This is a genomic window from Agromyces allii, from assembly GCF_009749385.1.
Lineage (GTDB): Bacteria > Actinomycetota > Actinomycetes > Actinomycetales > Microbacteriaceae > Agromyces > Agromyces allii.
Genome location: NZ_WBIN01000001.1, coordinates 219752 through 245580 on the forward strand (window position 1 = coordinate 219752; position 25829 = coordinate 245580).

Annotated in this window: 21 protein-coding genes; 12 read left to right on the forward strand and 9 right to left on the reverse strand. The window is 72.8% G+C overall.

From position 1 onward, the window contains the following. Positions 1-60: 60 nt before the first annotated feature. Positions 61-1305, forward strand: coding sequence for a phosphotransferase (locus GQR16_RS00965; RefSeq protein ID WP_211373401.1), 1245 nt, complete (start codon positions 61-63; stop codon positions 1303-1305). Between the two features lie 46 nt (positions 1306-1351). Here GQR16_RS00965 and GQR16_RS00970 read toward each other — a convergent pair whose 3' ends face one another. After that, positions 1352-4660: an ATP-dependent helicase gene (locus GQR16_RS00970; RefSeq protein WP_211373402.1), complete on the reverse strand. Its 3309-nt coding sequence runs from the start codon at positions 4658-4660 to the stop codon at positions 1352-1354. A gap of 29 nt (positions 4661-4689) precedes the next feature. Then, positions 4690-7863, reverse strand: a complete 3174-nt coding sequence (locus GQR16_RS00975) for a UrvD/REP family ATP-dependent DNA helicase (protein ID WP_157413281.1) — start codon at positions 7861-7863, stop codon at positions 4690-4692. A gap of 92 nt (positions 7864-7955) precedes the next feature. On the opposite strand from GQR16_RS00975, the gene GQR16_RS00980 reads away from it, so the two are divergent. Together GQR16_RS00980 and GQR16_RS19825 are read left to right on the forward strand one after the other, a co-directional pair. Continuing rightward, positions 7956-8180, forward strand: coding sequence for a DUF3107 domain-containing protein (locus GQR16_RS00980; protein WP_157413282.1), 225 nt, complete (start codon positions 7956-7958; stop codon positions 8178-8180). 1 nt (position 8181) lies between these two features. Further along, positions 8182-8508 (forward strand): hypothetical protein, encoded by a 327-nt coding sequence (locus GQR16_RS19825; protein WP_246200378.1) that lies wholly within the window; start codon positions 8182-8184, stop codon positions 8506-8508. A gap of 66 nt (positions 8509-8574) precedes the next feature. Here the strand turns inward: GQR16_RS19825 and GQR16_RS00990 are convergent, their stop codons facing one another. Continuing rightward, positions 8575-9288, reverse strand: coding sequence for a ferritin-like fold-containing protein (locus tag GQR16_RS00990; RefSeq protein ID WP_246200380.1), 714 nt, complete (start codon positions 9286-9288; stop codon positions 8575-8577). 131 nt (positions 9289-9419) lie between these two features. Between GQR16_RS00990 and GQR16_RS00995 the strand changes: the two genes are divergently transcribed. After that, positions 9420-10958, forward strand: coding sequence for a DEAD/DEAH box helicase (locus GQR16_RS00995; protein ID WP_157413284.1), 1539 nt, complete (start codon positions 9420-9422; stop codon positions 10956-10958). Between the two features lie 88 nt (positions 10959-11046). Here the strand turns inward: GQR16_RS00995 and GQR16_RS01000 are convergent, their stop codons facing one another. After that, a complete protein-coding gene (locus tag GQR16_RS01000; RefSeq protein ID WP_246200382.1) occupies positions 11047-11931 on the reverse strand; it encodes a PHP domain-containing protein in 885 nt (294 codons plus the stop codon). A gap of 117 nt (positions 11932-12048) precedes the next feature. Here GQR16_RS01000 and GQR16_RS01005 point away from each other — a divergent pair, with 117 nt between their 5' ends. After that, positions 12049-13074, forward strand: coding sequence for an endonuclease/exonuclease/phosphatase family protein (locus GQR16_RS01005; RefSeq protein WP_157413285.1), 1026 nt, complete (start codon positions 12049-12051; stop codon positions 13072-13074). Between the two features lie 39 nt (positions 13075-13113). Continuing rightward, positions 13114-14685, forward strand: a complete 1572-nt coding sequence (locus GQR16_RS01010) for an aminopeptidase P family protein (protein ID WP_425482599.1) — start codon at positions 13114-13116, stop codon at positions 14683-14685. A 19-nt stretch (positions 14686-14704) separates the two neighbouring features. Here the strand turns inward: GQR16_RS01010 and GQR16_RS01015 are convergent, their stop codons facing one another. Beyond that, positions 14705-15058, reverse strand: a complete 354-nt coding sequence (locus GQR16_RS01015; RefSeq protein WP_157413287.1) for a TIGR02611 family protein — start codon at positions 15056-15058, stop codon at positions 14705-14707. Positions 15059-15146: 88 nt separating this feature from the next. Further along, a complete protein-coding gene (locus GQR16_RS01020; protein ID WP_211373403.1) occupies positions 15147-15956 on the reverse strand; it encodes a YflT domain-containing protein in 810 nt (269 codons plus the stop codon). 32 nt (positions 15957-15988) lie between these two features. Here GQR16_RS01020 and GQR16_RS01025 point away from each other — a divergent pair, with 32 nt between their 5' ends. From GQR16_RS01025 to GQR16_RS01040, 4 genes are read left to right on the forward strand one after another with little or no spacing between them, the layout of a single operon-like run. Beyond that, positions 15989-17323, forward strand: coding sequence for a magnesium transporter MgtE N-terminal domain-containing protein (locus GQR16_RS01025; RefSeq protein WP_157413288.1), 1335 nt, complete (start codon positions 15989-15991; stop codon positions 17321-17323). After that, positions 17310-17840 (forward strand): DUF1003 domain-containing protein, encoded by a 531-nt coding sequence (locus GQR16_RS01030; protein WP_157413289.1) that lies wholly within the window; start codon positions 17310-17312, stop codon positions 17838-17840. Before GQR16_RS01025 ends, GQR16_RS01030 begins: the two co-directional genes overlap by 14 nt. Continuing rightward, positions 17821-18996 (forward strand): Mrp/NBP35 family ATP-binding protein, encoded by a 1176-nt coding sequence (locus tag GQR16_RS01035; protein ID WP_425482600.1) that lies wholly within the window; start codon positions 17821-17823, stop codon positions 18994-18996. The genes GQR16_RS01030 and GQR16_RS01035 overlap by 20 nt, the downstream gene beginning before the upstream one ends. A gap of 41 nt (positions 18997-19037) precedes the next feature. After that, a complete protein-coding gene (locus GQR16_RS01040) occupies positions 19038-19949 on the forward strand; it encodes a hypothetical protein (protein WP_157413291.1) in 912 nt (303 codons plus the stop codon). A 54-nt stretch (positions 19950-20003) separates the two neighbouring features. Here GQR16_RS01040 and GQR16_RS01045 read toward each other — a convergent pair whose 3' ends face one another. Both GQR16_RS01045 and GQR16_RS01050 read right to left on the reverse strand, forming a co-directional pair. Beyond that, on the reverse strand, positions 20004-21539 hold the full coding sequence (locus GQR16_RS01045; protein WP_157413292.1) for a pyridoxal phosphate-dependent decarboxylase family protein: 1536 nt from the start codon (positions 21537-21539) through the stop codon (positions 20004-20006). A 2-nt stretch (positions 21540-21541) separates the two neighbouring features. Then, positions 21542-22957: an MFS transporter gene (locus GQR16_RS01050; protein ID WP_157413293.1), complete on the reverse strand. Its 1416-nt coding sequence runs from the start codon at positions 22955-22957 to the stop codon at positions 21542-21544. Positions 22958-23028: 71 nt separating this feature from the next. Between GQR16_RS01050 and GQR16_RS01055 the strand changes: the two genes are divergently transcribed. Beyond that, positions 23029-24579 (forward strand): succinic semialdehyde dehydrogenase, encoded by a 1551-nt coding sequence (locus tag GQR16_RS01055; RefSeq protein ID WP_157413294.1) that lies wholly within the window; start codon positions 23029-23031, stop codon positions 24577-24579. Positions 24580-24692: 113 nt separating this feature from the next. Here the strand turns inward: GQR16_RS01055 and GQR16_RS01060 are convergent, their stop codons facing one another. Next, positions 24693-25082, reverse strand: a complete 390-nt coding sequence (locus GQR16_RS01060) for a twin-arginine translocase TatA/TatE family subunit (RefSeq protein WP_157413295.1) — start codon at positions 25080-25082, stop codon at positions 24693-24695. 89 nt (positions 25083-25171) lie between these two features. Here GQR16_RS01060 and GQR16_RS01065 point away from each other — a divergent pair, with 89 nt between their 5' ends. Further along, entirely contained in the window at positions 25172-25804 is a 633-nt protein-coding gene (locus tag GQR16_RS01065; protein ID WP_157413296.1) for an O-methyltransferase, read from the forward strand. Positions 25805-25829: the final 25 nt, after the last annotated feature.

Consider the following 25829-nt stretch of genomic DNA (forward strand, 5'->3'; position numbering starts at 1 on the left):
GTCGGCGGCAAGGCGTGGCGCTCGCCGCGGCGACCGAATCACCTGCTTAAGCTGTTGGCCATGGCCAGACCCACTCTCACTCTAGCCGCGTTGGCCACGGCGGCAGTCCCCGGCCTCGAGGTCTCCGCGGCCCGCCCCCGCACCAGGCACTCCGGCGGCGCGTTCGACGCCGTCGAGCTGCACGCGACCGACGGCCGCCACCTGATCCTCCGCATTCCACGAACCCAGAGCGCCGAGACCGAGCAGTCCGCCGACCTCGTCGCACTCCGCGCGATGACCACCGGCATCCGTTCGCGCCTCCCGTTCGACGCGCCCGTCTTCGTCGGTCAGGCGCCGTTCGGCGGCACGCGCGCGATCGTCACGGAGTTCCTGGACGGTCACGTGCTGAACGCCGACGAACTCACGGCCCACGACCGGCTGGCCGAGTCGGTCGGAACGTCGATCGCGGCGATCCACTCGCTGCCCTCCGGGTTCGTGGGCGATGCCGGCCTCACCCGCGAGAGCGACGGCGAGGCTCGCGACGCGGTCGTCGAGCTCATCGGCCGCGCCGCCGACACCGGCCGCCTGCCCGCCGCGCTGCTCCGACGGTGGGAGGAGGCGACCGACGACGAGTCGCTCTGGCGCTTCCGGACGACCGTCGTCAACGGCGCGCTGTCCTCCGACTCCTTCATCGTCGACGAGGAGCGCGTCTCGGCGATCATCGGCTGGTCGGCACTCGCGGTCGGCGACCCCGCCCGCGACCTGCACTGGCTGCTCACCTCTCGCGGACCGTCCGCGGAACGCGCACTCGAGGCGTACACGGTCGGCCGCAGCGGCGGTGCCGACGCCGCCCTGCCGCAGCGCGCCCTGCTCTACGGCGAGCTCGAACTCGCCCGTTGGCTGCTGCACGGCGTCGAGGCGCGCGACGAGGCGATCATCGACGATGCGGTCGGCATGCTCGACGAGCTCGTCGCGAACGTGCACGACCGCACGAGCGAGACGCTCTCGCACCACACGGGTCCGATCCTCACGGTCGACGGCGTCGAACGCCTGCTCGACGAGACGCCCCGCACGACGCCCGCCCGCGACGCCTCTGGTCGCGAGACGTCCTCGGCACTGCTGACCGACAGCTACGACTTCTCGGAGCTCGAGTTGAGCGAGCGCGGCGAACGGTCGTCGGCCCTCGCCGACGCGACGGCGCCGATCCCGCTCGATCTCAGCGACTGGGGCGATGCGACACCCGGCGACGCGGCGTCAGGCGGTCGGGCGGATGCCGCGGCCGACGAGTCCGACGCCGACGAGCGTCCGAGCCGCACCGGGTCCTGATCCGAACAGTCGGGCCGGCCGACGTCGATCCGGACGTCGGCCGCGCTCAGCTCTGGACGGCGGCCGCCCAGGCCCGGCGCAGTTCGGCCTCGTCGTAGAGCTCGTCGGGCCTGATCACCCGGTCGTCCTCGACGAAGTAGAACACGGCGTCGACCTCCTCGGGAGGGATTCCGGCCCAGGCCGCATAGGCGAGGCGGTACAACGCGAGCTGCGTCTGCTTGAGCTCGAGGTCGCGCGCATTGCGGGGTGCGCGGCCGGTCTTCCAGTCGACGACCTGGTAGCGGATGCCTCTCGCGGCCAGTTCGCCGCCCTCGGGAACGTCGTAGACGGCGTCGAGCTTGCACACGAACACGTGCTCGTCGACGGGCAGGTGCAGCTCGATCTCGACCTCGACCGGCCGACGCGAACCCCACTCGGAGGCCTCGAACGTCGCCCGGAGCGCCGCCATGCGGTCGAGGCTCTCGGCGCCCGCGCCCGTCTGAGCGCCGAGGACGCCGTCGTCGCCTCGGCCGGACTCGACGAGCTCGCCGGGGTCGGCCGCGCCGAGCAGCTCGACGCCGAAGAGGCCGTCGTCGAGCGCGGCCGCTGCCGACTCGCCGGTGGAGCGGTGCTCGACCCATTCGTGGAACAGCGTGCCGAGTCGGGTCGCCCGATAGGGGCGCTGCGGCATGGGACGACGCAGCTGCGCGGCGACGGCTTCGGGGTCGTCGAGGTAGTCCTTGAACCGCGACGCGGGCACACGAGAGGGAATCGGCGTCGGCCCGGGGCCGGCCTGGCGGCGTCGACGCTCCTCGATGAGCAGCGTCAGCTCCGACGACAGCTGCGGGCCGATGCCGGCGCCGCTGGGGCCCTCGGCGGCCTGTCGAACGGCGTCGGCCGCCCGCACCACGCCCGGCCGGCGCGCACCGAGCGGATCGAGCGGCCACTGCACCCGGGCATCAGCCTCGGCACGCGGGTTCTCGCTGTCTCCGGGCGCGGTCGGGAGCAGCTCGGGCTCGATGACGCCCGCGACCGCGAGCTCCCGCAGAAACGCGCTCGGCGGGCGCGCCGTCTTCTGCGTCGACCACCACGACCCGCTGAGCAGCAGGTCGGAGCGGGTGCGGGTGACGGCGACGTACGCGAGACGACGCTCCTCGTCGGCGTGACGCTCGCGGTTCTCCTCGGCGAACGCCGTGACCGCCTCGTCGAACTCACGTTGGCTCTGCACCCCGCGCCAGCCCAGCTCGGGCAGTTCGTCGCGGTCGCCCTTGAACTCGTTCGGCAGCTCGCCGAACGCGAGCCAGCCCTTCGCCGACCGCGGCTTGGACGGGATCTCCTGATCGACCATGCGCGGCACCGCGACGACGTCCCACTCGAGGCCCTTCGACCCGTGGATCGAGAGCACCTGCACGGCGCCCGGCTCTGGCTCGTCTTGACGGGGCGACAGCCGGTCGCGCTGCTCCGCCTCGGTGAGCCAGCTGAGGAAGGCGCCGAGCGTCGGGTGCTCGGAGTCGTCGGCGAAGCCCGCGAGCAGTTCGTCGAAGGCCTCGAGGCTGGGCCGGCCCAGCGGCTGGTCGGCATTCGCGGCGACCTCGATGTCGAGCAGCAGCTCCTGCTGCACGAGGTGCACGAAGTCGATGAGGCCGAGCCCCGCTCTGCGGCGGAGCGCCTGCAACTGGGTGCCCGCGCGTCGGAGGCGCGCGAGCCCGGAAGCGCTGATGCCGGCCAGCGCTCGGTGGTCGTCGGGCGCCGTGAGCACGAAGTCGAGCGCGTCGACGATCGACGGGGACTCCTCGGCCGCGGTCGAGGCCCGCAGCTCGCGCCGCACGTCGTCGTCGAGCCGACGACGCGCGAGGTCGCGGTCGACGAGCCACCTCGCGACGTCTCTGAGACCCGAGAGGTCGGCCGGGCCGATGCGCCACCTGGCGCCGCCGAGCACACGGACGAGCTCCGCGCCCGCCGTGGGATCGTGCAGGACGCGGAGCACGCACACGAGGTCGGCGATCACGGGCTGGTCGAGCAGGCCCGCCATGCCGAGCACGTGCACGGGCACGCCGTGCGCGCGCAGGGCCTGCGTGAAGACGCCGACGTTGGCGAACGTCCGGCAGAGCAGCGCACCGCTCCTGGCCGCCGCGGCAGGATCGGGCGCGGTTCCGGGTCGACGGCTGCGCCCGAGCCGGTCCGCGAACCAGCGTGCGACCTGGTCGGCCTCGTCGTCGATGGTCTCGCCCCAGGCGACGTCGAGCCGGCCCGCGCCGGCGAACGGCGAGGGCGCGAGCGGCGCCTTGGGGATGCCGGCGTCGAGCGAGGCGATGAGCGTGTTCGCCGCATCGAGCACGATGCGCGGGTTCCGCCAGCTGGTCGACAGGTGGTAGACCGACGCGGCCCCCTTGCCGAAGTCGCGGTCGAATCGGGCGAGGTTGGCGGCGCTCGCGCCGCGCCATCCGTAGATCGACTGGTCGGGGTCGCCGACCGCCATGACGGGGTGCCCCTCGAAGAGCGACGCGAGCAGTCGCGTCTGCACGACGCTCGTGTCCTGATACTCGTCGAGCAGCACGGTGCGCGAGCGCTCCCGGTGCTCGGCGACGACGTCGGGGTGCTCGACGCAGATCTGCAGCGCGAGGGCGACCTGATCGGAGAACTCGACGTACCCGCGCTCGCGCTTGGCGGCCGCGTACGCGTCGGCGAGTTCGAGCAGGGGCGGGAGTGCGTCGACCACGCCGAGCGCGCCGACGAACGATTCGAAGTCGGTGCGTTTGCGGGGCGCCTCGATGGGCAGCCCGCGCATGGCGAGGAAGTCGCGGGCGAAGGCGCGCACATCGCGGCTGTCGGCCACGTTCTCGGCGAGGGCGCGGCTCAACGAGAGCGCCGCTCCGGTGACGCGGTCGAGGGAGGCGTCGAGCTCGATGAGCCGGTCGTCGGCCGACGCGCTCACGACCGAACGGGCCAGCAGCCACGCGGACGCCTCGCCGAGCACGGTCGCGTCGGGTTCGCGCCCGATGCGCATCGCGTGCTCGCGATAGATCGCGCTCGCGAACGAGTGATAGGTGCTGACGGTCGCCGACTCGAGCGGATCGATGACGAGGTCGGCGATGCCCTCGTGCACGAGTTGCGCGACGCGCTCGCGCACGCGCTCGGCGAGCTCGCCGGCGGCCTTTCGCGTGAAGGTCAGGCCGAGCACGTCGGCGACGCCCACGTGCCCGTTGGCGAGCAGCCACACGACCCGGTTGGCCATGGTCTCGGTCTTGCCGCTGCCCGCACCGGCGACGACGATGCTCGCGCCGTGCGGGTCTGCCTCGATGACCGCCTGCTGCTCAGGCGTGGGAACGTGCAGGCCCAGTCGCGTCGCGATCTCGGCCGCGCTCAGGCGGTTCACGACCGGACTCGCGCCATTCGCCCCGGCGCTCACGCCGAGACCGCCGGCACGAGGTGCACGCGGTACTGCCACGAGCCGAACCTGGATCGTTGCCCCGGCTCGGTCGACCCCTCGAAGCTCGATCCGGCCATCACCCGACCGACCTCGGCGAGCCGTTCTCGGAACGCGGCCTCGGCCTCGTCGTCGAACGGTTGCTGGGCGCGTTCGGTGTACGCGAGCCCGCGCGACGGCGTCGCGACGTAGACGAGCTTCGCGCCGCCGAGCACACCCGCCGACGGCACGGCCTGCTGACGCGCCGCCAGCTGGTACGCGGCGAGCTGCGGATGCGCGGCCGTCTGCGGATACGTCGGCGGCGTGCGGCCGGTCTTGATGTCGACGATCACGGTCGTGCCGTCGGCCGATGCCTCGATGCGGTCGATGGTGCCGGTGATGCGCACCCGGTCGATGGTGATGGTGAACTTCCCTTCGGCGCCGAGCAGCACCTTCGCGTCGTCGTCGAACGAGCCCAGGTACTCGGCCGCTCCCTCGGCCATGCGCCGAGCACCGCGCCGCTCGCGTTCGGCAACCCAGCCGGCCTCGAAGCGCACGCCCTTCAGCCGCTCCTCGACCGCCGCCCAGATCGCCTCGACGTCGGTCGCGCCGTCGTCTCGACCGCCGACCTCTTCGACGACGGCGTGCACGATCGTGCCGATCGATGCCGCGACGCCCGACGGCGGGGACGCGATGTGGTCGACGAACCAGCCGAGAGGCGACTCCTCGACGCGGTCGATCTGCGAGGGCGACACCTGGACGGATGCCTCGGGGTCGCCCTGGAGGTCGACGAGCGGCGCCTCGCTCGAGAGGTCGGAGAGTCCGTACCACTCGGCCGGGTTCGCACCGGGCACGCCCTCTTCGGCGAGGAGCGCCAGCGCGGCCGCGGACTCGGGGTCGCCCGTGACGGCCTCGCGCCGCAGCGCACCGACGAGCGCGCGGAGCTGAAGCGGCCGACGGCGCGGGCGCACGCGTTCGCGGGCGTAGCCCATGAGGACCGACGGCTGCTCGTCGTCGTTCGCCGTGCAGGCGAGCACGAGCTGTCGCCGAGCCCGCGAGACGGCGAGCACGAACATGCGCAGCTCGTCGTCGCGCACCGCGGCGCGGACCTCGGCCGGCGTCTCGACGCCGGGCAGCGGCGAACCGGATCGCGCGGCCTGCGCCACGCGCGGCAGGAGACCGGCGTGCAGCAGCGTGCCTCGCGGCCGGAGGTTGGGCCAGACGGCGTCTTGCAGACCGGCGACGACGACCACGTCGAACTCGCGGCCGACCACGCCCTGCGGGGTGGTCACGAGCACGGTCTCGGTGGTGCGCCGCGGCGCGAGCGAGTCTTCGGGCAACTCGCTCGCGAGCACCTCGTCGACGAACCGCACGGCGGGAGCGTCGGGTTCGCGTTCGACGAACCGGGTGGCGGCGGAGAACAGGGCGACCGCGGCATCGAGCGAACGGTCGGCCTCATCGGCCAGCACGCCGGTGCCCGCCGCCTGCCGCCCCCACTCGGTGCCGAGTCCGCCGCCCTCCCACAGCGACCAGAGCACCTCTTCGACGGTGCCGCCGCCGCGGGCGACCCGGATCGCATCGTCGAGCACGGATGCGAGCCTCGCCGCGCGACGGCCCGGCGCCGCGTCGATCGTCACGAACCCGCCGGGCGCGGAGAGCGCGTCGACGAGCAGTTCGTCGCCGGTGCGCGCGCCGCCGGCCGCGAGCTCCTCATGCCGGAGCGCGAGACGCAGACGTCGGAGCCCGATGCCGTCGAGCCGGCCGATCGGGCCGGTGAGCAGGGTGACGGCGAGCTCGGCCGTGAGCGGCTCGCGGCCGAGCACGAACGAGCAGGCCGTGAGCAGCGCAGCCGCCGCGGGCGCATCGCGCAGCGCGAGCCCCGTCGCGGCGCCCGCCGTCGGAACGTCGGCGAGCGCGAGCGCGCGCTCGACGGTCGGCACGTCGCCGCCCGAGCGGAGCACGACCGCCATCTGCGACCACGGCACGCCGTCGAGCAGATGGCGCTCGCGCAGCAGCGCCGCGATCGCCTGGTACTCGGCCGCGCCCGAGACGGCTTCGATGCCGAGCACGGGCGTCAACGGGTCGACCGCGGCAGAGCCGGCGACCGGCTCGGAGGCCGCATCGGCGCCCGCCAGCCGTGCTGAGCGATGCGTGCCGCCGAGCGCCGTGCCGATATGGGTGCGCACGCCGGAGACGACCTCGGCGATCTCGGACCGCCCGCGGTGCACGATCGGCAGCTCGAGGCGCCGAACGGGGGCGCCCTCGAGCATCGAGCTGAGCGATCCGAGCAGTTCGGGCCGGCCGCCGCGGAACCCGTTGCTCGCGACATCGGGGTCGCCGATCGCGACGATCTGCACCCCGCACGCGGCGAACGCGGCGATGAGCGAGGCCGACGCCTCGGTGGTCTCCTGCGCGTCGTCGACGACGAGCAGGCGCAGCCCCGCGAGCGGCCCCAGCGCGACGGACGCCTCGGGGTCGGTTCGACTGCGGCGCACGATCGCCGCCGCGAACGCGCCGAGTTCGGCCGAGTCGAACTGGTTCGGCCGCACCTGGTCCTTCACGTCGGCGTACTCGGCCATGAAGTCGGCCGCGGACACCCACTCCGGGCGACCGGCGGCCTCGCCGAGGCGGGCGAGCTCGCCCTCGTCGACGCCGAGTTCGACCGCGCGCATGAGAAGGTCGCGCAGTTCGGTGCGGAACCCCCTGAGCCCCCGCACCTCGGGCGTGAGCGGCTCGGGCCAGGCGGGGCCGAAGCCGTCGCGGATGCCGCCCTCGACGAGGTCGGCGACGATGCGGTCGTGCTCGCCGCCCGTCAGCAGCGTGACGGGCGCCGCCGTGTAGGCGCGCACGAGCTGGAAGGCCATGGAGTTCGCAGTGCGCGCGAGCGGACCGCGCGTGGTGACGCCGAGCCGCACCGCGATGCGATCGCGCAGCGCGGTGGCCGTGGACCGGCTCGAACAGAGCACGAGCACGTCGTCGACCCCGTAGCCGAGGCGCGCGACGCGGTCGGCGACGAGCTCGACCGCGAGCGTCGTCTTGCCAGAGCCCGGGGCCCCGAACACCGCGTGGTGCAGGCCCTCGGAGATGCCCTCGGCGAGCTGCGCCGCCTGCCTCGCGGACTCGGGTGCGACGAGGGTCGCATCGGGCTGCGACGGGGCGGTGGGGCTGGGCATGCCCACACGTTAACCCGTTCCGCCGACAGTGAACGTGCCCCGAGCCCCGCGAGCCGTGTCATAGTGTGGACGCACGGACAGAAAGGCCCACTGTGGACGTACGGATCGGCATTCAGAACTCCCCCCGCGAACTCTCCTTCGAGTCGTCGCAGTCGGCAGAGGAGGTCCAGACCCAGGTCGCCGCAGCACTCGCCGGCGACGCGAAGTCGCTGAAGTTCATCGACGCGAAGGGCAGCGTCTTCCTCGTGCCCGCCGCAGCGCTCGCCTACGTCGAGATCGGCTCCGAGGAGTCGCGCCGCGTCGGATTCGTGGCCTGACGTGGAGCTGCTCTTCGTCGTGCTCGGCGGCGCCATCCTCGGCCTCGCCGCGCGCTACCTGCTGCCGCTTCGGCACACGCACGGCGTGCTGCTGATCCCCTCGATCGGCGCGGGCGTCGCGGCGATCGTGTGGGTCGCCCTGACGTGGCTCGGCATGGCATGGGACGGCGCGTGGATCTGGGTGATCTCGCTCGCGGTCGCAGGACTGGCCGCCGCGGCATCCGCGTACCTGATCGGCCCGAAGCGCGATCGCGCCGACACCGCGCTCTTCGCGCGGCTCTCGAGCCCGCGCACGGCGGCCCCGGCACGCGCGAGCAGCGCCCGCTGACCCGAACGCACGACTCGACGGCGCCTTCCCCACGGGGAGGGCGCCGTTTCGCGTGCCGGCCGACCCTCAGGCCGTGAGGCCGAGCGCGTCCATGCGGCGGGTGTGGTCGGCGATGAGCTCGGTGAAGATCGGCTCGACGCGCTCCTCGAGGCCGCGCGCGTCGGACGCGCGCAACGCAGAGCGGGCGATGAGCAGCGTGTCGCCGACGAGGCTGCGGCCCCAGAGCGCGAGACGGTCGGCGAGCCCCGGCTGCTCGGCGATCGCGAGGGAGAGCTCGCGTTCGAGCACGGCGGCCGAGCCAGCCTCGTCGAGGATCGCGCGAACGCGGCGCGCGAGGTCGGCGTGCAGTCCGTTCGAGAGGCGCGAGAAGTACCCGTCGAGCATGCCGGAGGTCACGTGGATCGCGAGCAGGAGCTCCTCCCAGTCGCCCCCGCGCGAGGCCGACTCGAGCCGCACGGTCGCCGGCGCGAACGGCGCCATGACGTCGACCGGCTCGACGCCCTGCAGTCGCAGTTCGGCGATGAGGGCGTGATGCTTGCGGAGGGCGACGCCGGCGGCGGCGCTCAGTCCCTCTTTGGCGCGGAGTGTGGGAGCGGTCTGCACCGCGAGTGCGAGCCCCTCGAAGAACACCAGCTGGATGTACGCGGCCTGGCCGAGGAACGGCACCGGTTCGGGCACCAGCTCGGTGAAGTCGACCCGCGTCAGCTCGGTCGGCGCGACGCGCGGTCGCTGCCGCGGCGCCTCGGGGCGGGCAGCGCGACGATTGATCCAGGACACCACGGCACACAGCCTAACCGAGGCGTTCAGGCTCTCTCCGATAAGCTGGAGGTCGCATGCGGGCATCGGACCCGCAGCCGTGCGCCTGAGGACAAGCAGCGCGCACCTCTCCAGCTGAACCGACAGGCAGATACTTGACTACTTTCGCAGAACTCGGCGTCGCGTCCGACATCGTCGACGCGCTCGCAACCAAGGGCATCTTCGATGCCTTCCCCATCCAGGAGCAGACGATCCCCCTCGCCCTCTCGGGCCAGGACATCATCGGCCAGGCCAAGACGGGCACCGGCAAGACCTTCGGGTTCGGCCTGCCGATCATCCAGCGCCTCGGCGACGACCCCGAGCCCGGTGTCAAGGCGCTCGTCGTCGTGCCGACCCGCGAACTCTGCGTCCAGGTCACCGAAGACCTCGAGCTGGCCACCTCGAACCGCGCCACCAAGGTCGTCTCGATCTACGGCGGCAAGGCGTACGAGGGCCAGATCGAGCAGATCAAGGCCGGTGCGCAGATCGTCGTGGGCACCCCCGGGCGCCTCCTCGACCTCGCCTCGCAGCGACTGCTGTCGCTGAAGAACGTGCAGGAGGTCGTGCTCGACGAGGCCGACAAGATGCTCGACCTCGGCTTCCTCTCCGACATCGAGAAGATCTTCGCGCAGACGCCCGCGGTGCGTCACACCATGCTCTTCTCGGCCACCATGCCCGGCCCGATCGTGGCGCTCGCGCGCCGCTTCATGTCGAAGCCGATCCACATCCGCGCGACCGACCCCGACGAGGGCCTCACGCAGGCGAACATCAAGCACCTCGTCTACCGGGCGCACTCGCTCGACAAGGACGAGGTCATCTCGCGCATCCTCCAGGCCGACGGCCGCGGCAAGACCGTGATCTTCACGCGCACGAAGCGCGCGGCGGCCAAGCTCGTCGAGGAGCTGAACGACCGCGGCTTCAACGCCGCTGCCGTGCACGGCGACCTCAACCAGGACCAGCGCGAGCGCGCCATGGCCGCGTTCAAGGCGGGCAAGAAGGACATCCTCATCGCAACGGATGTCGCGGCACGAGGCATCGACGTCGACGACGTCACGCACGTGATCAACCACACCATCCCCGACGACGACAAGACATACCTGCACCGTGCGGGCCGCACGGGCCGCGCCGGCAAGACCGGTATCGCCGTCACGTTCGTCGACTGGGACGACCTGCACAAGTGGGCGCTCATCAACCGCGCGCTCGAGTTCGGCCAGCCCGAGCCCACCGAGACGTACTCGTCGAGCCCGCACCTGTTCACCGACCTCGACATCCCCGCCGGCACGAAGGGCCGTCTGAAGCCGTCGGCCGTGGCCGCCGCACCGACCCGGTCGAGCACCGCTGGTCGCACCGAGGGCTCCTCGGGCGCTCGCGGCGAGGCGCGCCAAGGCGACGCCGAGCGCGCACCGCGCAGCAGCCGTTCGCGTCAGCGCACCCGCGGCGGACGCCCCGCCGGCGAGGGTGCGTCGGTCGAGGCCGGCACGCCTGCGGCATCCGATTCCGGCGACGCCGCGACGGCGACCGTGCGCGAGCCCGGCACCGGCACGCACGACGGCGGCGGCAGCGAGCACCACGACGGCAATGCGGCTCCTCGCCGTCGCCGTCGTCGCCGGGGCCCGCGTCCGGCCGGCTCGGCGGGCGCAGCGCCCCAGGCCTGACCCGGTCGATCGAACGACCCGCACGAAGGGGGCGGATGCCACGCGGCATCCGCCCCCTTCGTCGTCGGTCGCCTCGCCCGAGCGTCGGCTACGGCAGCACGGGCGCCGTGCCGGTGCCCTCGGCGAGGATGCGCGCCACCACGTCGGCGCGCGTGCGCTCCTCGCCGAGGCGGTTCGGCTTGCCGGTGCCGTGGTAGTCGCTCGAACCCGTGACGGCGAGGCCGAACTCGCGCGCGAGTGCGTGCAGTCGGGGCTTGGAGGCCGGGTCGTTCTCGGGGTGGTCGATCTCGAGGCCGAAGAGCCCGGCGTCGACGAGCTGCCGAAGACGCTCGGGCGACACGACGTACTCCTCGCCGCGGGCCCCGGGATGCGCGAGCACCGGAACCCCTCCGGCCGCGCGGATGAGGCGCACGCCCGTGAGCGGGTCGGGCGCGTAGTGCGGTCGGGCGTAGCCGTGACGCGGATGGAGGATGCCCGCGAAGGCGGCCGAGCGCGTGTTCGCGTGCCCACGAGCCACGAGCGCGTCGGCGATGTGGGGGCGGCCGACGGTCGCGCCGGCCGCGGTCTGGGCGACCACGTCGTCCCAGGTGAGCGGGTAGTCGCGCGAGATGCGCCGAACGATCTCCTCGGCCCGGGTGAGCCTCGACTCGCGGATGCGCGTCGTCTCGGCGAGCAGCGGCTCGTCGAACGGGTCGATGAGGTAGGCGAGCACGTGCACGCTCGTGTACTGCTCGCGCGTCGAGAGCTCCATGCCCGGAATGAGGGCGACGCCGGTGGCGGGCACGGCCGAGGCGGCCTCGGCCCACCCGGCCGTCGAGTCGTGGTCGGTGAGCGCGATGGCCGACAGGCCCGCCTCGGCCGCCTCGACGAGGAGTTCGGCCGGGGCCCCGGTGCCGTCGGAGACGGTCGAGTGCACATGCAGGTCGGCCTCGCCCATCACGAACCCGTGCGCGGATGCCGACGACGTAGCCATGCCCCCATGCTAGGCCGCGCCGCCGACCTACCAGACGCGTGCGACGCGCGATCGCCGACACGCGAACCACCCGCCGCCTCGCGGCCACGGCACAGAATCCTGCCCTAGCTTGGTGGGATGCTCCCCCGCATCCTCGGCTGGCTCGTCGTCATCGTGTCGGCGATCATCGCCGTCGTCCTGCTCTGGCCGCAGGGGTTCGGCCTGCAGAACCAGTGGATCGCCACGCACATCGTCGCGCTCCGCGGCTCCGCGGCGCTCGTCGGCATCCTCGCGGCCGCCCTCTTCGCCCTGCTGGCCATCCCCCGGCGCTCGCGCCGCTTCGCACTCGCGATGGTGATCGTGCTCGCGGTGTTCGCGGCGGGCAACGTCGCGGTGCTCGCCGTGCGCGGACTCGGAGGGTCGGATGCCGCGGCCGCCGCGTCATCCGACACGGTCACCGTGCTGTCGTGGAACACGCTCGGCGAGGTGCCCGATGCCTCGACCATCACCGAGCTCGCGCTCGCGGAGGGCGCCGACGTGGTCGTGCTGCCCGAGACGACCGAGCCGCTCGGCGAGGAGGTCGCGGTCGCGATGCGCGAGGGCGGCCGCCCGATGTGGGTGCACACCCGGGCGTTCGACGAGATCGCGAAGGCCCGTTCGACGACGATCCTCATCTCGCCCGAGCTCGGCGACTACGAGGTCGTGTCGGCCGAGGTGCCCGGCCCGCCCGGCAACACGAACACGCTGCCGTCGGTCGTCGCCGACCCCGTCTCGGGCGACGGCCCGCGCATCGTCGCGGTGCACGCCGTCGCGCCGATCCGCTGGGAGCTGCGCAACTGGCGCAGCGACCTCGACTGGCTCGCCGAGCAGTGCACGGGCGAGAACGTGATCATGGCGGGCGACTTCAACGCGACGGTCGACCACTTCGCGGGTCGCGGCATCGACGGCGGCGACCTCGGCCGGTGCGCGGACGCCGCGGTGCAGGGCGGTGCGGGCGGACTCGGCACCTGGCCGACCGACCTGCCCGAGATCCTGGGCAGCCCGATCGACCACGTGCTGGCCACGCCGGGTTGGCACGTCGACGCCTTCCGCGTGATCGGCGAGGTCGACGGCTCGGGCAGCGACCACCGCCCGGTCGTCGCGACCCTCTCGCGCACGGATTGAGGCGGGCCGCTCGACGACTCCGGTGAGAGAATGGAGCACATGGACACGAGCGACACCTCCACCACCGAGACGACGGCCGCGGCGACCTCCGCAGACGAGAGCGGGCGCAACGCGAACCGTTCGACGACGCCCGGTTCCGAGGGATTCAAGGACTTCATCAGCAACGGCTGGGCGGCGCGCGACGAGGCGCTGCCGTCGGCCCGCGAGCAGGCCTCGTTCGCCGCGGCACGTCGCAGCGCCGTCTCGGCGGCGTTCCCCGGCATCCGCCTGGTGATCCCGGCGGGCGACATGAAGCAGCGCGCCAACGACACCGACTACCCGTACCGGGCCCACTCGGCGTTCGCGCACCTCACGGGCTGGGGCTCCGACAGCGAGCCCGGCGCCGTGCTCGTCCTCGAGCCCGAGGGCGGCGAGGGCCACGTCGCCACCGTGTACTTCCGCGAGCGCGCGGGCCGCGACTCCGAGGAGTTCTACGCGAACCCGGCGATCGGCGAGTTCTGGATCGGCGCCCGCCCGTCGCTCGAGCACGTCTCGGCCGACCTGGCGATCGGCACGCGCGGGCTCGACGAGTTCGACGCCGTCGTCGGCAGGGTCGACACGTCGACGCTCGTGCTCCGCGAGGCCGACGCCGCGATCACCGAGCGCATCGACCACGCCCGCATCCGCTTCGCCGCAGAGGAGGCGCTGTCGACGAACGCGCAGGACGCGCCGTTCTCGCTCGAGTTCGGGGGCGACCACGAGCCCGACGCCGACCTCGCCCGCGTCCTCTCCGAGCTCCGCCTCGTGAAGGACGCGTTCGAGCTCGGCGAGATGCGCGCGGCCGTCGACGCGACGAAGCGCGGCTTCACCGAGGTCTTCGAGGAGCTCCCCCGCATCACGTCGGAGGTGCGCGGCGAGCGCGTGATCGAGGGCGTGTTCGCCACCCGCGCCCGCCTCGACGGCAACGACGTCGGCTACGGCTCGATCGCCGCCGCCGGCCCGCATGCGACGATCCTGCACTGGACCCGCAACGACGGCCCCGTCGTGCCCGGCGACCTCGTGCTGCTCGACGCGGGCGTCGAGATGGACTCGTACTACACGGCCGACATCACGCGCACGTTCCCGGTCAACGGCACGTTCTCCGACGTGCAGCGCCAGGTCTACGAGGCGGTGCTCGAGGCTGCGGATGCCGCGTTCGCCGTCGTGCGTCCCGGCGCGATCTTCCGCGAGGTGCACGCCGCCGCGATGGCCGTGATCGCGCGCAGGACCGCCGAGTGGGGCTTCCTGCCGGTCTCGGCCGAAGAGTCGCTGCAGCCCGAGAACCAGTTCCACCGCCGCTACATGGTGCACGGCACGAGCCACCACCTCGGCCTCGACGTGCACGACTGCGCGCAGGCCCGCCGCGAGATGTACATGGACGGCGTGCTCGAGGCCGGCATGGTCTTCACGATCGAGCCCGGGCTCTACTTCCAGCCCGACGACCTCACGGTGCCGGCGGAGTTCCGCGGCATCGGCGTGCGCATCGAGGATGACATCGTGGTCACGGCCGACGGCGCCGAGAACCTCTCGGCGGGCATCCCGCGCACGGTCGCCGAGGTCGAGGCCTGGGTGCAGGGGGCTCAGCGGGCCTGATCGCGACGGGCGGCGGCGCTCAGGCGGCGCCGCCCGCAGCGGCCTTGGCGGCACGCCGGGCCTGCCACCACGCCCAGAAGCGGGCGAGCTGGCGCTTGGCGAACACCGCGAGCCGTCGCGCCCACGCGAACTCGGAGCCGAGGATCGCGAGACCGAGGAACACGACGAGCCACCCCGGGCCGGGCAACGGCACGAGCGCGAGTCCGACGACGGCGATCGTGCCGCCGAGCACGCCGACGAGCACGCGGTAGGTGCGTCGCAGCACCGGGCGATCGTGGATGCGGCGGCGGAGTGCCCGCAGCCACCGTCGGATCGGGCGGTCGGGCCGTTCGGCCGCGACGATGTCGCGGGAGAGTTCCTGCTCGGTCACCATGCAAGACACGATATATCGCGAGTCGCCGGTCTGCGCTCGGACTCAGGGACCTCGCAGCAAGGGCGGGCACCCGTTCAGAATGCCGCGGTCAGGCGTCTCCACCCGACCGACGCCGCTCCCGCTCCTTGCGACGAGCCGCATCGAGCGCCTCGCCGTAGGTGAGCCCCTGCGGCTCGGCCGGCTCGGTCTCGGCCGGTGCGGCCTCCTCGCCGCCGGCATCGGTCGCGGCACCGTCGACCGCCGGGGCGGATGCCTCGTCGGCCCCGTCCTCGCCTGCCGGCGCCTCTGCCGCGGTCGTGGCATCCGGAGCCATCGCCCCGTACCGAGGCGCCGTCGGCGTCGAGGCCGTCGCGACCGGGACGCCGGGCGCGGGAGCCGACACGGGCGTCGGAATCGCCGGCGCCGGCGCCTCGGTCACGCCGAGCACCTGGCGCGCGCGCTCGACGTGCGCCGTCTCGGCGACGATCGAGTAGCTCGTGGCGAGCACCTGCGCGACCGACGTGAAGTCGCGGCGCCGACGGTTGACCGAGTAGGAGACGACGCTGAAGATCATGCCGAAGCCGGCGCCGATGAGCACGGCGGAGATCAGGATGCCGACCGACGACGTGGTCGGCGCGAAGATGAAGAAGAGCAGGCCGAGGAAGGTGCCGAACCACGCGCCCGAGAGCGCACCGGCGCCGGCGGCCCGACCCCACGTGAGCTTGCCCGTGATGCGCTCCACGCTCGTGAGCCCCGTGCCGACGATCGCGAGTTCCTTCAGGGGGAACTCGGCCTTGGCGAGCGCGTCGACTCCGGCCTGCGCCTCGGCGTAGGTCTCGAAGCTCGCGACCGTCTCGCCCTGCGGCAGCGTCGGGAAGACTCTGGACATGCGGCCGCCGAACGGCGATGGGGTGCTCACCCCCTCATCCTCCCACGGGCTAAGTTGGTACCGTGAGCGCAACGAGAGTCTTCGTCGCCCGTCTCGCCGGATGCGCCGTCTTCGACCCCGCCGGTGATCGGGTCGGAAAAGTGCGCGACGTTCTCGTCGTGTACCGACGCAACGACCCCCCGCGGGTCGTCGGACTCATCGTCGAGGTCCCCGGCAAACGCCGCGTGTTCCTGTCGATCGGTCGCGTGACGTCGATCGGCGGCGGGCAGATCATCACGACGGGCCTCATCAACCTGCGCCGCTTCGAGCAGCGCGGCGGCGAGGTGCGCGTGATCGCCGAGATGCTCGGCCGCAAGGTCTCCTTCAACGACGGCTCGGGCGTGGCCTCCATCGAGGACGTCTCGATCGAAGAACGCGAGCCCGGCGAGTGGGAGGTCGAGCAGCTCTTCGTGCGTCGCCCCAAGGGCGCCTCCCCGTTCTCGAAGGGCCAGTCGGCCTACGTCACGTGGCGCGAGGTGAGCGAGATCGCCGCCTCCGGCGAGGCCCAGTCGGCCGAACAGCTCATCGCGACCTACTCCGAGCTGAAGCCCGCCGACCTCGCGAACACGCTCCTCGACCTGCCCGTGGCGCGCCGCCAGGAGGTCGCCGAAGAGCTCTCCGACGACCGCCTCGCCGACGTGCTCGAAGAGATGCCCGAGTCCGACCAGGTCGAGATCCTCTCTGGCCTCGGCGACGACCGCGCCGCCGACGTGCTCGACCACATGCAGCCCGACGACGCCGCCGACCTCATCGCGCAGCTGCCCGAGGAGCGCGGCGAGCACCTCCTCGAGCTCATGGAGCCCGAAGAGGCCGAAGACGTGCGCATGCTGCTCTCGTACGGCCCCGACTCGGCCGGCGGGCTCATGACGACCGAACCGATCATCGTCTCGGCCGACGCCACCGTGGCCGAGGGGTTGGCGCTCATCCGCCGGCACGACCTGCCGCCGGCGCTCGGGGCCGCCGTGTGCGTCACCCTGCCGCCGTACGAGGCCCCCACCGGGCGGTTCCTCGGCGTCGTGCACTTCCAGCGCATGCTCCGCTACCCGCCGCACGAACGTCTCGGCACCCTGATCGACCAGGGCCTCGAACCGGTCGGAGCCGACACCTCGGCTGCCGAGGTGAGCCGCATCCTCGCGAGCTACGACCTCGTCTCGGTGCCGGTCATCGACGAGAAGCACCGACTCGTCGGCGTGGTCACGATCGACGACGTGCTCGACTACCTGCTGCCCGATGATTGGCGAAGTCATCCCGAAGACGACGACGAGGTGAGCAAACGCGCGACCGCCCGCGCACAACTGACGACGGGCAGCATCCCGATCCCGAGCAACGCAAGGAGGGCAGCAGATGGCACGCGTTAACACCGCCGACGAACGGCGCTTCGACACCCCGAAGGGCAGCCGTCGTGCACCCTTCCGCCGCGGCAACCCCGACAAGGACCGCTTCGGCCGCTTCACCGAATGGGTCGCGCGCGCGATGGGCACCCCCGCGTTCCTCGCCGGACTCTCGCTGTTCGTGCTCGCCTGGCTGCTCTGGAACACGTACGCCCCCGAGCAGTGGCGCTTCGACTCGCAGATCTACGGGTTCACGGTGCTCACGCTCGTGCTCAGTCTGCAGGCCTCGTACGCCGCACCCCTGATCCTGCTCGCGCAGAACCGTCAGGACGACCGCGACCGCGTGCAGATCGAACAGGACCGCCAGCGCGCCGAGCGCAACCTCGCCGACACCGAGTACCTCGCGCGCGAGGTCGTCGCCCTGCGGCTGGCCATGCGCGACCTCGCATCGAAGGAGTTCATCCGGTCCGAACTCCGCGCCGTGCTCGAAGAGCTCGATCGGAACCACGACGAGGATGCCGCGAATGCCGCCCCTCGCTCCTGACGAGCTCGAGGCGGCCGTGCGCCGTGCCCTCGAGTCCGTGATCGATCCCGAGATCCGCAAGCCCATCACCGAGCTCGACATGCTCGAGTCGGTGCAGGTTTCGGGCGATCGCGTGCAGGTCGTCGTGCGGCTCACGATCGTCGGCTGCCCGGCATCCGATCGCATCGAACGAGACGTGCGTCAGGCCGCAGAGACGGTCGCGGGCGAGGGCCTCGTCGACGTGACGCTCACGGTCATGACGCCAGCGCAGCGCACGGCACTGACCGAGCGCCTGCGCGGCGCCAAGGCGGGTCGTACCAACCCGTTCGGCCCCGGCACGCTGACGCGCGTCATCGCGGTCACGAGCGGCAAGGGCGGCGTCGGCAAGTCGACGCTCACGGCGAACCTCGCCGTGGCGCTCGCGGCGCGCGGGCTCTCGGTGGGGCTCATCGACGCCGACGTGCACGGGTTCTCGATCCCGGCCCTGCTCGGCCTCGTCGACGACGACGGCCTCGCGGCCCGGCCGACGCAGGTCAACGACATGATCCTGCCGCCCGTCGCGCACGGCGTGAAGGTCATCTCGATCGGCATGTTCGTCGAGCCGGCCGAACCCGGCGCCAGAGCGTCGTCGACCGCGGTCGCCTGGCGCGGGCCGATGCTGCATCGCACGCTGAACCAGTTCCTCACCGACGTGTACTTCGGCGACCTCGACGTGCTGCTCGTCGACCTGCCGCCGGGCACGGGCGACATCGCGATCTCGCTCGGGCAGCTGCTGCCGAACGCCGAGGTGCTCGTCGTCACGACCCCGCAGCCCGCCGCGGCCGACGTCGCCGAGCGGTCGGGCGTCGTCGCACGCCAGACCGGCCAGCGCATCATCGGCGTGGTCGAGAACATGGCCGGGCTCCCGGGCGCCGACGGCACCGTGCTCGACCTGTTCGGCTCCGGCGGCGGCGACGAGGTCGCGCGACGCCTGTCGGTCGGGCAGGCCGAGGCCGTGCCGCTCATCGCGAGCGTGCCGCTCAGCATCGCGCTGCGCCAGGGCGGCGACATCGGCACTCCGGTCGTGGCCGGCGCACCCGACGACCCCGCGGCCCGCGCCATCGAGCGCGTCGCCGAGGCCGTCGCGACCCGTCCGCGCCAGCTCTCGGGCCGACGGCTCGACGTCTCCGTGCGGTGATCCGGATGCCGCGCGCCGCCGTTCCCCGCACGGAGCGGCGTGTGCGCGGGCGGCTCGTGCTGCCGCGCCTGCTGTCGGCGGCGCTCGTGCTCGCCGGCGTCGCCGCGACCGCCGCCTGCACGGCGCAGCCGGGCGACCCCGCCGCATCCGGCCCGGCGGCCACCGCGGCCCTGCCCGACGGCATCACCGCGAGCGTCCTGCAGAGCCGGCAGGACGTCGTCGACGGCAAGCTCGTGGTGCAGCTCGACAACGGCACCGGCGCCGCACTGGAGTTCGGGTCGTTCGACGTCGAAGCGCCGGGCCTCGAACCCGGCCTGCACTTCGACGGCCCGCGCACCATTCCCGACGGGCGGTCGGTGCAGTACCGGGTCGAGCTGGGCGGCACCCGCTGCGAGGGCGAGGCCGGGCCGGCCGAGATCATGCTCGAAGCCGTCGTCGCCGACGGCGCCACCGCGGTCGGCACCGTCGAGGCCGACGATCCCTACGACACGCTCCCCCGGCTGCAGAACAGCGGATGCCTCGCGGGAGCCGTCGAAGACGTCGCCACGTTCACCCTCGCCGAACACCTGCGCTCGACCGGGTCGGGCACCGATCGCCGCGCCTTCCTCGACATCGCGGTCGAACCCACCGGTGCGGCATCCGGATCGGTGGATCTCTCGGAGGTGCTCGGCACGACGCTGCTGTCGGCCGAGGACGGCCTGAACTGGTCGACCACCACCGCCCACGTCGAGGCATCCGACGACCCGTCGACGTTCTCGCTCCCGGTTCGACCGGCGCGCTGCGACCCGCACGCGGGCGCGGAGGACAAGCGCGGCACGATCCTGCCGCTCGTCGTGACGACGAGCGAGGGCTGGTCGGGCCAGTACGAGGTGCGCGCGTCGGCGACGTTGAAGCAGGACCTGTTCGCGTACTTCACCGAGCGGTGCGGGCTGCCCAGCGCGCCGGTCGAATAGCGCAGCGTATCGAGACCCATCCGAGCGTCGGGCCCCGATACGGCGCTGCTGCGCCTACTCGACCGGCGAGACCGGCTCGACCACGCGCGCCAGCAGCTCCACGAGCAGGCGCCCGGTCAGCTCGGACGGCAGCGCCTCGACGAGGGCGAGCACCGGCGCGAGCTGCGACGGAAGCCCGCCGCCCTCGCCGCCGAGCAGGCCGATCGCGCCGAGGAGGCCCGCCGCGGTGTCGGAGTCGAGACCTCCGGATGCCGCGAGCAGGGGCTCGACGCCGCCGGGCAGTGCGTCGGCGAGGCCGGCCAGCACGAGCTGCCCGTCGACCTGCGGAACCCCGCGCACGGCGTCGGCCGCCGCGACGAGCGCGGTCGAGAGCTCGTCGACGACCTGCTCGGTCACGGGCGTGATCGTGAGGTGGGTGGTGTGCGGCAGCCGCGTGCCGTCGGGCTGGGCGAGCCCCGGCTGCAGCTGCAGGAACCAGCCGGAGCCGCGCGCGGCATCCGCCCAGTGATGCGGGTCGACCCGGCGCTCGGGCTCGACCGACGCATCGGTCGCGACCGCGAAGAGCGGACCGGTGGGCACGCCGACGACACGCAGGCCCTCGATGCCCTCGACGACCTCGCGCAGCGCCGTCGTGGCGCGGGCGGTCTTCGCCAAGAGCTCCGCGAATCCGTCCTCGCCGAGCACTTCGGTGATCGACCAGGCGGCCGCGAGCGGACCGGCGGGCTTCGAGCCGGTCATCGTGGGGTTGACGACCGGGTAGCCGGGCCAGCCCGTCGTGCGGAAGTACTGGTGGCGCTGACGGTCGCGCCCGCGCGTGAGGAGCACCGAGACGCCCTTCGGCGCGTACCCGTACTTGTGCAGGTCGGCCGAGAGGCTCGTGACGCCGGGCACGCGGAAGTCCCAGGCCGGCAGCTCGTCGGGCCAGAACCCGAGCGCGAAGCCGCCGATGCAGGCGTCGACGTGCAGGGCGATGCCGCGCGCACGGCAGACCGCCGCGACATCCGCGACGGGGTCGAGGCTCGCGAAGGGGTACGACGGCGCCGAGACGACGACGAGCGCGACGTCGTCGCCCAGTCGGTCCTCGATGGCGGAGGCCGCGAGCGTGCCCGTGGCCGGGTCGACGGGCACGAGGTCGAGCACGAGCCCGAAGTACTCGGCCGCCTTGTGGAACGCGGCGTGGACCGTGATCGGGGCGACGATGCGCGGCATGCGCGGGGTGCCTACGCGCGCGGCGCGCCACACGTCGCGCGCGGTCTTGACCGCGAGCAGGCAGCTCTCGGTGCCGCCCGAGGTGACCGTGCCGACGACGACCTCGGCCGAGTCCGAGCCGTCGGTCTCGCCGTGGAACACGCGTCGCGCGAAGCCCACGACTCCGGCCTCCATGGCGGCGACCGAGGTGAACGTGGTCGGGTCGAGGCCGTTCACGGGCTGCACGAGGCGCGCGGCCGCCGCGGACAGCTCGTCGAGTTCGGCCAGGCCCGAGTCGTACACGTACGAGAGCACCCGGCCGCCGTGCGTGGGCGCGTCGCCCTCGCGCAGAGCGGCGAGCTCGGCCAGCACCTCGGCGGGGTCGCGTCGGAAGTCGTTCATGGTCACACCGTCTCCTGCGTGTCGTTCCGGGGGTTCTGCGTCGACGGGGAGGCCGCCGCAGCGGGCGCGGCCGCGACATCCGCATCGATGTCGTGGCGGCGGAGCGCGTACCGCGAGAGCGGCACGAGGCTGAGAAACACGAGCAGCGCGGGCAGTGCGCTGAAGCTCACGGCGATGCCCGCGACCGCCGCCGCGGGCTGGATCACGACCGTCGACCCGGTCGACTCGAGGTAGCCGGTCAGCGCGAGCACGATCGTGAGCACGGTCGCACCAAGCGCCATGCCCGCGGTCTCCCCGGCCGTCCAGATGCCGCCGAAACTGCCGGCGCGCCCCTCGCCGTGCTCGCGGGCGTCGTGCGAGATGACGTCGGGCAGCATGGCCATGGGCAGCGTCTGCATGCCCGCGTAGGCGGCCCCCGCGAGCGCGACGGGCAGGTACACCCAGGCGCCGGGCGCCCAGATCATGCCGATCATGCTGAGCGAGGCCACTGCGAACAGCACGCTCGCCCACTGGAATGCGCGCTCCTTTCCGACCCGCCGCGAGATGCGGCTCCACAGGGGGGCGCAGAGCACGGCCGGGGCGATGAGCGCGACGAAGAGCAGCGTGAGCGCGTCTTCGCTGTCGAGCACCCAGACCGCCACGTAGTTCGCACCGGCGAGCATGACGCCCGTGGCGAGGCCCTGCAGCACGAACGTCGCGAGCAGCGCGCGGAACGGGGCGCTGCGCCGCAGTGCCGCGAATCCCTCGGCATAGGCCGCACGGATGCCGCGGCGCGGCGCCTGCACGCCCGGCAGGCCGCGCGGGGCCGTCGTGACCGCGACGAGCATGCCCGCCCCGATGACGAGGCCCGCCACGATCGCCATCACGAGGTAGCCGGTGGCCTCGTCGTCGCCCATGCGGCGCAGCATCGGACCGCCCGCGCCGAAGAGCAGGATGGCCAGGCTCAGCACCACGACGCGCCACGACAGCAGCCGCGTGCGGGCGTCGTAGTCGGAGGTCAGTTCGGCGGGCAGGGCGATGTAGGGCACCTGGAACAGGCTGAACGCCGTCGCCGTCGCGAGGAAGGCGAGGAACACCCAGACGCCGGATGCCGCGGGCGCGAGTCCGGCCGGAACCGCGAAGGTCAGCACGAACCCGACCGGCAGCGCGATGGCTCCGATGCGCATCCACGTGCGGCGCGACCCCGTACGGGCGAGCGCCCGGTCGCTGTGCTCCCCGATCCACGGATCGATGACGACGTCCCACACCTTCGCCGCCGTCACCACGAGACCGGCGAAGAGCGCGGTGACGCCGAGGGTGTCGGTCATGTAGAAGACGAGGACGAGTCCGGGCAGCGTCGCGAACCCACCGGTCCCGAGGGAACCGATGGCATACCGGGTGACGATGCCGCGGGAGAGGGGGCGCTCCAGTGCGGTCATGGAGGCATAGTGTAATCCGCTCGGCGAGACCGGTGGAACCAGAGTGGGTCAACTGTCCTAGACTGTGCCGCATGCGCGCCACCCTGGCCTCCCCCGACCTGTACGCCCGCCTCACCGCCGAGATCGTCGCTTCGGGCGACGCCACGGTCGAGGTGCCGACGCCGAGCACCGGCGAGACGCTGCACTCGCTGCCGCAGTCCAGTGCCGCCGACGTGCTCGACGCGACCGCGAGAGCCCGCATCGCCCAGCTCGCCTGGGCCCGCGCGGGCTTCGCCGAACGTCGCCGCATCCTGCTGCGCGCGCACGACCTCGTGCTCGAACGCCGCGAACTCCTGCTCGACCTCATCCAGCTCGAGAGCGGCAAGACGCGCGGGCAGGCGTTCGAGGAGGTGTTCCAGGCGGCCTCCGTCACGCGCTACAACGCGCTCGAGGCACGCCGGACGCTGCGCGGCGGCCCCCGCCGCGGCGGCATCCCGACCGTGCTCACCGCGAGCGTGCGGTACCGGCCGAAGGGCGTCGCGGGCGTCATCACCCCTTGGAACTACGCGCTCAGCCTGGCCGCCATGGACGTCGTGCCCGCGCTCGCGGCCGGCTGCGCGGTCGTGCAGAAGGCCGACGACCAGGGCGCACTGTCGATCCTCGCGCTGCGTCGGGCGTTCATCGACGCGGGTGTCCCCGAGGCGCTCTGGGCGGTCGTCACCGGCCCGGCGGCAGAGGTCGGCGAAGCGGTGACGGATGTCGCCGACTACATCTGCTTCACGGGTTCGACGGCCACCGGGCGCAAGGTCGCCGAGAAGGCCGGCCGCCGCCTCGTGGGCGCGTCGCTCGAACTCGGCGGCAAGAACGCCCTGCTCGTGCTCGACGACGCGGATCCCGTCGACGCCGCCCGCGGCGCCGCGCACGCCGCGTTCTCGGCCATGGGCCAGCTCTGCGTCTCGGTCGAGCGCCTCTACGTCGACCGCAAGGTCGCGGGCGAGTTCCAGCGCGAGCTCGTCACGCGTCTGCAGGGTGCCGCGCTCGGTTCCGCACTCGAGTTCGGGGCCGACTTCGGCTCGCTCACGAGCGCCGCGCAGCTCGCGCGCGTGCAGGCCCACCTCGACGACGCCGTCGCGAAGGGCGCGACCGTGCTCGTCGGCGGCCGGGCCCGCCCCGACCTCGGCCCGTGGTTCTTCGAGCCGACCGTGCTCACGGGCGTCACCCCCGAGATGAGCGTCTACGCCGACGAGACGTTCGGCGCCATCGCGTCGCTCTACCTCGTCGACGGCGATGCAGAGGCGATCGTCGCCGCGAACCAGAGCCAGTACGGCCTGAACGCGTCGATCTTCTCCGGTTCGCTGCGCCACGCCGGCCGCGTCGCAGACGCGCTCGAAGCCGGCAGCATCAACATCAACGAGGGCTACCGCGGCTCGTTCTCGGCCGTCTCGGCGCCCATGGGCGGCGTCAAGCAGTCGGGCGTCGGCCGTCGCAACGGCCGCGAGGGTCTGCTGCGCTTCGTCGAACCGATCACGGTCGCCCGCTCGACCGGCCTCATCCCGCTGCCGCGCACGGGCGCCGAGTACCGCACGCTCGTGCCGGTCATGGTGCTGGTGTCGCAGGCGCTCAAGGCCATCCGCCGCGCCTGACGGCTCCCCCGCGGCATCCGTCACGTTCTCAGGACGGATGCCGCGGCATCCGTCCTGCGCGAGCTCGGGTCACCGCGAGCTCAGGTCACCGCGAGCTCAGGTCGCCTCGGGGCTCAGGTCGCCTCTGAGTCGAACGGGGCCGCGTCGCCCGCGCCGAGGGCCTCGCGCTTGCGCTTGCGCTGCAGGTAGGCGGAGTTCTCGTTGACGGCGGCTCTGGCCACGACCGGCGTCGCCGGCTCGGCGAACGGGTCGGCGTCGCTCAGCGCGTCGCGGATGATGCGGCGCGGGTCGTACTGGCGCGGGTCGAGCTTCTGCCAGTCGACGTCGTCGAACTCGGGGCCCATCTCCTCGCGCATGCGGTCCTTCGCGCCATTCGCGAAGTCGCGCACCGAGCGCACGAACTTGCCGAGCATCGCTGCGTAATGCGGCAGGCGTTCGGGGCCGAGCAGGAACACGGCGATCACCCCGATGATGAGGAGTTTCTCGAACGTCAGACCGAACACCGTTACAGGATAGTCGGCGGCGAGGCGTACGAAACGCACGCTCGGCTGGCCGTAGGCTTGGCAGCTGAGAGAGTGCCGGGAGCCGCATCGTGTCCGAACGTGACCTGAACTGGAAGTACGTCGACGAATCCGTCGTCGAGAGCGAGGCCGTCGCCCGCGCGCGCCAGCAGTCCATCGAACTCGGCATCGAACCCGTCTCGCCCGCCGTCGGCGCGCAGCTCGCCGTCGTGTCCGCCGCTGCGCGGGCCGAATCGATCATCGAGATCGGCACGGGCGTCGGCGTCTCGGGCCTGTGGATGCTGCAGGCCGCCCGCGGCGCGCTGCTCACCTCGATCGACACCGAGAACGAATACCTCCAGGCCGCCCGCGAGAACTTCGCGGACGCCGGCGTGGCCGCCGCCCGCGTGCGGCTCATCGCGGGGCGTGCGAGCGAGGTCCTCCCCCGCATGAACGAGAACTCCTACGACGTCGTGTTCATCGACGCCGACGCCGGCTCCGTCATCGAGTACGTCGAGCACGGCCTGCGGCTCGCGAAGCCGACCGGCTCGGTGCTCGTGGCGCGGGCGCTCTGGCGCGGCCGCGTCGCCGACCCCGCGCGCCGCGACGACGAGGCGACGGCCTTCCGCGCCCTCATCTCCGAACTCTCCGCCTCGGCGGCCGTGGCCACGGCGGTCTCGCCGTCCGGCGACGGACTCCTGCAGATCGTCAAGCTCGGCGCCTGACCCGGAACGAACGCCCCACCGCGTT